Source organism: Cuspidothrix issatschenkoi CHARLIE-1 (assembly GCF_002934005.1).
In the GTDB taxonomy this organism is placed as follows: Bacteria; Cyanobacteriota; Cyanobacteriia; order Cyanobacteriales; family Nostocaceae; genus Cuspidothrix; species Cuspidothrix issatschenkoi.
Genome location: NZ_PGEM01000106.1, coordinates 1 through 7,250, shown reverse-complemented (window position 1 = coordinate 7,250; position 7,250 = coordinate 1). Strand labels below are relative to the sequence as shown.

Here is a 7,250-nt window from a genome sequence, read left to right as displayed (position 1 = left end):
GAAGCGTGGCGTAGCCATATCAGGATGTTGAGGATTTACAGGATAAGTTCAGGATGCCATGTGGGTTATGATGATTCATTATATTGATTGAGTTAAGTAGGTAGACCGAAAAATTTAAAGGTATGTGAAGAAAAGTAAAATCGCCCAAAACTCTCTTCCCTGTTCCCTGTTCCCTGTTCCCTGTTCCCTGTTCCCTGTTCCCTGTTCCCTGTTCCCTGTTCCCTGTTCCCTGTTCCCTGTTCCCTGTTCCCTGTTCCCTGTTCCCTGTTCCCTTGCCCCAACGACAATTTTTAACCCCAACCTACTTAGTTTTTCAGTAAAGATAAAGTTGCCAAGGATATTGTATTATGTCATCTCCAGCAATTACTACTGTAATCAAAATGATGGAATCCTTATCTGAAGATGTACAAGACAGAGTTGCAGAACATCTGAGAGAATATTTAGAAGATTTGCAAGACGAATTAAAATGGGATAATTCATTTAAGAAAACGCAACAAAAATTAATTGCATCTGCTCAACGTGCTAAGAGAGAGATTGCAGAAGGATTAGCTAAACCGATGGATTATGATCAGTTATGAAGTCCGCAACTCTTGCTTCTTTTTGTGATGAATATAAGTCTCTTGATAAGCAAGTTAGACAGAGTGCGAGAAAAGCTTATCGGTTATGGAGAGAAAATCCCTTTTATCCGTCTTTGCATTTTAAATGTATAAATAACCAGGAAAATATTTGGTCTGTGAGAATAACTCGTAATTATCGAGCAATTGGGGTTTTAGATGGTGATACAATCACATGGTTCTGGGTTGGTAGTCATGATGATTATGAGAGTTTTTTCTCATAGTTTGAATTAGGATTTTAACTGTCAGAATCAGAATGTCCAGGATTTGAGGATTTATGGCTTACACCACGCTTCGCTATCAGGATGTTCAGGATTTGAGGATTTACAGGATGTTATTGAATGATTTTTGGTGGGAGTTCGAGGTTTTATTTTGTCTGAATCACGATGTCCAGGATTTGAGGATTTTCAGGATGTTGTTAAATTATGATTCCTAAATAAAATCTGCTAAACAATTACCTAATTTTAAGTTTTCTATATTTTCAAAATCACTATCATAAGTAAATAAAATTAAATCATGTTGAATTGCTGTAGCTGCAATCCAAATATCATTAGTAGGTATAGGTTTTCCTTTCTTTCGTAATTGAGAATAAATGAGAGCATAATATTCTGATGTTTTTTCATCTATGGTAAATATTTTGACTCTAGGAGATTGTATAAATTTATCTAATTCATAACCATTAATGTCTGGTTTATTTCCTAATGCAAAACCTCCTAGTAATTCTCCAAGGATGATAGAATTGATGACAATAATATCTACATTTGCAATTATTGTAACTGCTTCATTTTGATTACGTTTAAAAGCAGTATAAGCATTAGTATCTAGTAAGATTGATTTTATTGCCATAACTTTTGATCAATTTCATTAAATTGTTGAGTATTCAGTAAAAATTCTGTTTCATCTTCTTGTGTCCATGTTCCAGCAAGATAATCTAAATCATGATAAGGATAGGAATTAGTGAGTTGTTTATCTGAGGTTTCTAAGGTTTGTGAATGTTTTATATTATTTATTTTATCGGTAAATTCTTTTATCCATTGATAAAGGTTATTTAGTTCTTGTTCTGGTATTTTGTCAATTTCTGCTTGAATCAGTTTTTTAACAGTCATAGCTTTTACTCCTGCTGGTAATTGATCATATTATATCAGAATCAGGATATCCAGGATTTAAGGATTTACAGGATGTGATTGGATGATTTTTGGTGGGGAGTTGGGGATTTTATTTGTCTGAATTAGGATGTCCAGGACTTGAGGATGTTGTTGGATGATTTTTGGTGGGAACTTGGGGATTTTTCAGGATGTTTTTGAATGATTGTTTTTGAATAATTTAAACCATCTATAAATTACCATCCTGTTAATCCTTTAATCCCGGTTATCCTGATTCTGACGAGATTTAGATCCCCGACTTCTTTTGTTAATCTTTCCATTTAACAGATAAATTGTCTAAGAAGTCGGGGATCTTAGTTATTGATATTTTGATTAGTGTTGAGGTGTTTATTACGGATAAATTCTGCAAAGTTGAGAATTTCTTCAGCTTGTGCTGGGGGTAGGGTTTTTACAAGTGCGTAAATTTGGTCAGCTATTGTCATAATTTTTTTGTCTGAGTTATTCGGGGTATTGATTTTATCTGTGATGTACTAATATTTTAATTTGTGACAATATCAATACACAAATTTATAAATTTATGCGACATTTAAGGATTTTTCTGGTAAAGCTATTGGTTCTGGCAAAGTTTTTCCCTGTTCTTGATACCACAAAATTAGAGATTCTATGACTTCTTCTCCATTTTTTGCTGCTTCTGTATAAGTTTTACCATGGGTGTGGAATTGTTGCCAAGGAAATTCAGGTAAATGTACTAAATAACAATTATCTTCGTTTGACCATTGAATGATCATACTATAATGATAATTCATGATTCCTCCTGTAATTTTTCTAGTTTTTGTAATATAGCAGTCGCCAGGAAGGTTAGGACATAAATTTAGGGGATGGGCGAAGCATTCGGGCGAAAAATATCAGGGTAAGAGCCATAAATTATCTGCCCGAATGCTTCGCCCCTACTGTCCTAACCGATGTGGTGGTTGCTATACATTATTTACTTGTTTTTCTAAATATTTTGGTGCATCATCTCCATCACCTCCTGCTATGGTTACAGGTTCATCTGGTATTAATGGATGAGTCCAAAAACTATGACTACCTTTTGCGGGACGGTAAATAAATCCTGCTTTTGTTAACATAGATTTTAATTGTCTAATTTTTTTTGGGCATTCTTTAATTTTAAGTTATGTCTTTAATATTTGTCTGAATTAATTGGTGCGTTATGTCGTTCTAATGTATTCATAGATTATTTTGATTATTTACCCAATTTGATTATATCCTAAGCTGTAATATTCTGAATCAGGATATCCAGGATGTAAAGATTTACAGGATGTTAAGTACCTGAGCAAAATTAATTTAACATTTTTGGAAAAAAGAAAAATCTCTGTATTCCTTATTTCCTGTTCCCTGTTCCCTGTTCCCTCTCCAAAATATAAAATTTATTTTGCACGACTACTTATTAGATGATTTTTGGTGGGGATTTGGTGATTTTTTTTGTCTGATAGCGAAGCGTGGCGTAGCCATATCAGGATGTCCAGGATGTGAAGATTTTCAGGATGTTACTGGATGATTTTTTGTAGGATTTGATGATTTTTTTGACATATTTATTACCTATTCAAATCTTAATTTTTTACGTTCTGCTAGTCTTTCTTCACTATTTATTTGTAGCAGCTTAACTGTTGTTCTTCCTTCTGGAGTTAAACCAATAATCATCACTTCTGAAAACATAAAATGAAGTTTCCATTCCTGTTTACGTGGGTTAAATAGAAAACTAAAATTTCCTGTTTCTGGGTCAAATGAACCTAAGTCACTACCTTTATATCGGTTACAACGCCAACAAGTGAGTGCTAAATTATCAGCATTGGTTTCACCATCATGTTTTTCTGCAATGATATGGTCAATTTCATGGGGAAAAAATGCAACTTTTGCAGGTAGCAAACAATATTCACATTGATGTTTTGCGCGTTCTTCTACTAATCTGCGAAGTGCTGCGGGAATATAGGATATACTCACAGGTTATTACTCAAATAAGCTAAATTACCAGTTTTAATCATGACAATTAAGTGTTCAATACGTTCATATTCATCGAGTTCTTTTGACTCTGTGGGTGTGAGTTTACCTGCTTTACTGCGTGTGAGTAAGGTACTCAACCTATCTTGTATTTCTGGTGTAGGTTTAAATTCTGCCATTTGTTGGGGTGTGGGGTTACTAGCAAGAAAATTAAGAATATATTGGTAAATTTGTGTTGGTATGGGTGGTTGTTGCAGACTTAAAGCAAGTAATTCTGGTAAAGTTTCTATGCCAATTTGTGCTATTTGTTGAGATAATTCTTCTGATATTTCTAGGGTAATTTTGGGCATGGTGATTTTTTCCAAAGTTTGTTATTTTCTATGATACAAAAATCATGATTTCTAGAAAATTATAGTTAGCTACTATCCTGTACATCCTTCAATCCTGGACATCCTGATTCTGACTTAATAATTTTCTGTAACCCTTAAATGTTACAGTTTACAAGTCTCGACGCGAGAGAAGAACAACCCACCCGCACCCCACTCCAATACAGCCGGAAAACTAAAGGTAGGTGGCCTTCTGGTGCTTTATTGTCAAAAGTAATATCTTTGTAGTACAACCAGTCGCCTCCTTTTCTCCATCCTACCTTGTCCCCGAACTGTATCCAAATTTCGCTGTTATATTTTCTCGTTCCACCGAAACCTTGATAAATTCGTTTCTGCACAGAAAAACCAAACTTACCATCACTGTATTTTACCCACAACTTATCAATAATACTCAGGTCTTCACAGGGAAAATTATCAATACTTTTATCATCTAACCAACCGTCCTTTTCCCGTTTCGCAACTGCTAACATTACCCGTCTTGTTTCCCCGTCTGCTTCCTTCCATTTCCCTTGTGCGAGGTAGTCACGCAGTTTCCTGTAGTCCATTCCACAGGATGATTTTAATTGTACCTCTTGGTTATTCGATTGAGGTGCGGGGATATTTTGCTGTTGTCTTGGTTGTGGTTGAGGTGTAGAAATAGATGGTATTATCACAGGTTGAACTGGTACAGGTTGAACCACCAAACCCAAATTTTCCCGAAACTCCAACACAGTCTGAGTCCGGTTTTCCGGTTCTATTTCCATCCCTGCTAAAATAGCATCATTCACCCTCTGACTAATGCAAGAATTATAATGTTGAGGTGCGGGTAAAGGTTCATCATCATATTTCCGGTTTTGTGCGGGTACGGGACTAAATTCACCCTCTTTGTTGAGTCCATCAGCCGTGAGCAGATAATATAAAGTAGCAGCTAAAGCGTAAACATCGGTATGGGGTCCAAAACTCCCTTTGCGACGATATTGTTCAATAGGTGCATAACCTTCCGTTAAAGAAGCAGTCATACTTTTAGTAGCCATACTGCGAGTTAAACCAAAATCAATTAAAACCGCTTCTTGTTTATTTTGGCGTAAAAGAATATTTGCAGGTTTAATGTCTCGGTGTAAACTGCCTTTAGCGTGAATATATTCTAAAGCCTGACCAATTTGATCTATATATAATAGTGCTTCGCTTTCGGTAAGTTGTCCCTTTTGTCTAATATATTGAAATAAAGTTACTCCATCAATATATTCCATCACCACGCCAAAAAGCTCACCTGATTGGATGACTTCATGGACTTTGAGAATATGCTGATGATCAAAACCTTTAATTGTCAAGGCTTCGTTAATAAACTTAACCTGTTGTTCTGCAAAGTCCTCTTGCAATTGCATTTGCTGATTGAGGGTTTTAATGGCGTATAATTTACCCGTGCTAGGTTCTAAGGCTTTGTAGGTAGTCCCAAAACCACCACTACCCAAGGGTTTACCCTGAATGATAAATCTACCGTTATTAATTTGTTGCCCTGGTTGCCAAATAATCATACCCTTGTAGATATGGTGAAGATTAATTCAATTATATTTTGGTAATTATATCATTGCGTTGCTTAGATCCCCGACTTCTTGAGAAATAGAAATTAAGCTACCCCATAACCAGTATAAGGACGTTTGTATGGTGGTTGTAAACCAAAAACAATATCCTCTTTTGTTACTGGATGATTTTTGGTGGGAGTTTGAATAGAGGTTTCTGTAAAAAATACCGTCCCCAACCGAAACCGGAAAAGCGACAACGTTGGGGTAGCAAGTTATTAGCGGGAATGAAACCAAAACGTCAGGGAAAAAAATCTTCTCCAGGACAGTTAAAGCTGTTTTGGGATGAGTTAAATATTGATAATGAGGAAATTCAACAAGTTGCATCTAAGTTTGTCAAAGCCAATTGTTATAATCCTAATCCTAATTTGTCACCAAACAGGATACCCAGGATGTAAGAACGTTCAGGATATGGATTTTCGCGTCTAGTACATGATTTATTCGGTATTGTACTACAGGTTTTTTCTGAAAAACCAAAAAACCCAGTACCAGGTATCCAAAACCCAGAACCCTCAAGACTTCGTACAAAATCACTTGTTTACAATTTTTAATAATTTTCTGTAACCCTTAAATGTTACAGTTTACAAGTCTCGACGCGAGAGAAGAACCACAAACCCCCCCCTCCCCCTCACACTAAAGTGGTCAAACCTACCGACAAAAACCTCCCGTGGTAGGTGGCCTTCTGGTGCTGTAATTCTTGTCAAAATATCTTTGTAGTACAACCAGTCTCCTGCATTCCATCCTACCTTGTCCCCGAACTGTCTCCAAATTTCGCTGTTATATTTTCTCGTTCCACCGAAACCTTGATAAATTCGTTTCTGGATAGAAAACCCAAATTTACCATCACTGTATTTTACCCACAACTTATCAATAATACTCAGGTCTGCACAGGGAAAATTATCAATACTTTTTTCATCTAACCAATCTTCCTTTTCCCGTTTCGCAACTGCTAACATTACCCGTCTTGTTTCCTCGTCTGCTTCCTTCCATTTCCCTTGTGCGAGGTAGTCACGCAGTTTCCTGTAGTTCATTCCTACATCTGATTTTAATTGTGCATTATCGAATATTATTAACGCTTCTTTTACCTTTGCTTCTGTACGAAGTGTTAATAAACCATAAGCAGTATTTTGGACATCTTCACAGTCATCATTTAAAGACTGAATAACTAAATCTAACCCACTTTCTCCATAATTCAAAGCCTGTTTAACTGAGACTATTCTTACTTGGGGGTTAGGATTACTCAATCCTAATTTTACTCCTTCAATGCCACCTAAAACTGCTGCAAACTCCGGGGTTTGATTTTGATTTTGACCACCTAATACAGCATCGTATTTTCCGGGTTGTTGTGAATGATTTGTCATAAATCTACCGTTATTAATTTGTTGCCCTGGTTGCCAAATAATCATACCCTTGTAGATATGTAGGACTTACGCAAGATGTAACTGCAACCCTGATTATTTCGTAGGGGTAATTCATGTAGCTTGCTTCCCGAAGGGTATTACCCCTACTTTCGTTCTATTTTGCGTAAGTCCTGATATGGTGAAGATTAATTTAATTATATTCTGGTAATTATATCATTGCGTTGCTTAG

General features: G+C 36.1%; 13 protein-coding genes and 1 pseudogene. 4 read left to right on the top strand and 10 right to left on the bottom strand.

Annotated elements, in window-relative coordinates; genetic code table 11:
- The first annotated feature begins 347 nt into the window (after positions 1 to 347).
- Both CUN59_RS14560 and CUN59_RS14555 read left to right on the top strand, forming a co-directional pair.
- Complete coding sequence (locus CUN59_RS14560; RefSeq protein ID WP_104388524.1) at positions 348 to 578, top strand: hypothetical protein; 231 nt, start codon at positions 348 to 350, stop codon at positions 576 to 578.
- Positions 575 to 838 (top strand): type II toxin-antitoxin system RelE family toxin, encoded by a 264-nt coding sequence (locus CUN59_RS14555; protein ID WP_104388523.1) that lies wholly within the window; start codon positions 575 to 577, stop codon positions 836 to 838. Before CUN59_RS14560 ends, CUN59_RS14555 begins: the two co-directional genes overlap by 4 nt.
- Positions 839 to 1,046: 208 nt before the next feature.
- On the opposite strand, the gene CUN59_RS14550 is transcribed toward CUN59_RS14555, so the two are convergent.
- The 5 genes from CUN59_RS14550 to CUN59_RS14535 form a co-directional block, all read right to left on the bottom strand.
- Positions 1,047 to 1,460, bottom strand: a complete 414-nt coding sequence (locus tag CUN59_RS14550; RefSeq protein ID WP_104388522.1) for a type II toxin-antitoxin system VapC family toxin — start codon at positions 1,458 to 1,460, stop codon at positions 1,047 to 1,049.
- Positions 1,451 to 1,720: a hypothetical protein gene (locus CUN59_RS14545; protein ID WP_104388521.1), complete on the bottom strand. Its 270-nt coding sequence runs from the start codon at positions 1,718 to 1,720 to the stop codon at positions 1,451 to 1,453. The genes CUN59_RS14550 and CUN59_RS14545 overlap by 10 nt, the downstream gene beginning before the upstream one ends.
- Before the next feature lie 350 nt (positions 1,721 to 2,070).
- Positions 2,071 to 2,199, bottom strand: a complete 129-nt coding sequence (locus CUN59_RS21130) for a DUF2281 domain-containing protein (protein WP_133164027.1) — start codon at positions 2,197 to 2,199, stop codon at positions 2,071 to 2,073.
- A gap of 93 nt (positions 2,200 to 2,292) precedes the next feature.
- On the bottom strand, positions 2,293 to 2,523 hold the full coding sequence (locus CUN59_RS14540) for a type II toxin-antitoxin system HicB family antitoxin (RefSeq protein WP_104388520.1): 231 nt from the start codon (positions 2,521 to 2,523) through the stop codon (positions 2,293 to 2,295).
- Positions 2,524 to 2,691: 168 nt separating this feature from the next.
- Entirely contained in the window at positions 2,692 to 2,883 is a 192-nt protein-coding gene (locus CUN59_RS14535; RefSeq protein ID WP_279327309.1) for a type II toxin-antitoxin system HicA family toxin, read from the bottom strand.
- Between the two features lie 266 nt (positions 2,884 to 3,149).
- Here CUN59_RS14535 and CUN59_RS22355 point away from each other — a divergent pair, with 266 nt between their 5' ends.
- Positions 3,150 to 3,275, top strand: a complete 126-nt coding sequence (locus tag CUN59_RS22355; RefSeq protein ID WP_279327308.1) for a hypothetical protein — start codon at positions 3,150 to 3,152, stop codon at positions 3,273 to 3,275.
- 41 nt (positions 3,276 to 3,316) lie between these two features.
- Here CUN59_RS22355 and CUN59_RS14530 read toward each other — a convergent pair whose 3' ends face one another.
- From CUN59_RS14530 to CUN59_RS22105, 4 genes and pseudogenes are all read right to left on the bottom strand, one after another.
- Positions 3,317 to 3,718, bottom strand: coding sequence for an HNH endonuclease (locus CUN59_RS14530; protein ID WP_104388518.1), 402 nt, complete (start codon positions 3,716 to 3,718; stop codon positions 3,317 to 3,319).
- Positions 3,715 to 4,065 carry a hypothetical protein gene (locus tag CUN59_RS14525; RefSeq protein ID WP_104388517.1) on the bottom strand — a complete coding sequence of 117 codons (351 nt, stop codon included), beginning with the start codon at positions 4,063 to 4,065 and terminating at the stop codon, positions 3,715 to 3,717. The genes CUN59_RS14530 and CUN59_RS14525 overlap by 4 nt, the downstream gene beginning before the upstream one ends.
- A gap of 134 nt (positions 4,066 to 4,199) precedes the next feature.
- Positions 4,200 to 5,615, bottom strand: a complete 1,416-nt coding sequence (locus CUN59_RS14520; protein ID WP_104388516.1) for a serine/threonine-protein kinase — start codon at positions 5,613 to 5,615, stop codon at positions 4,200 to 4,202.
- 92 nt (positions 5,616 to 5,707) lie between these two features.
- Positions 5,708 to 5,782, bottom strand: a pseudogene (locus CUN59_RS22105) (XisI protein); the annotation flags it as partial.
- A gap of 21 nt (positions 5,783 to 5,803) precedes the next feature.
- Here CUN59_RS22105 and CUN59_RS14510 point away from each other — a divergent pair.
- Positions 5,804 to 6,058 carry a hypothetical protein gene (locus CUN59_RS14510; protein ID WP_243406950.1) on the top strand — a complete coding sequence of 85 codons (255 nt, stop codon included), beginning with the start codon at positions 5,804 to 5,806 and terminating at the stop codon, positions 6,056 to 6,058.
- 183 nt (positions 6,059 to 6,241) lie between these two features.
- Here the strand turns inward: CUN59_RS14510 and CUN59_RS22100 are convergent, their stop codons facing one another.
- On the bottom strand, positions 6,242 to 7,021 hold the full coding sequence (locus CUN59_RS22100; protein ID WP_243406949.1) for a GUN4 domain-containing protein: 780 nt from the start codon (positions 7,019 to 7,021) through the stop codon (positions 6,242 to 6,244).
- Positions 7,022 to 7,250 lie beyond the last annotated feature (229 nt).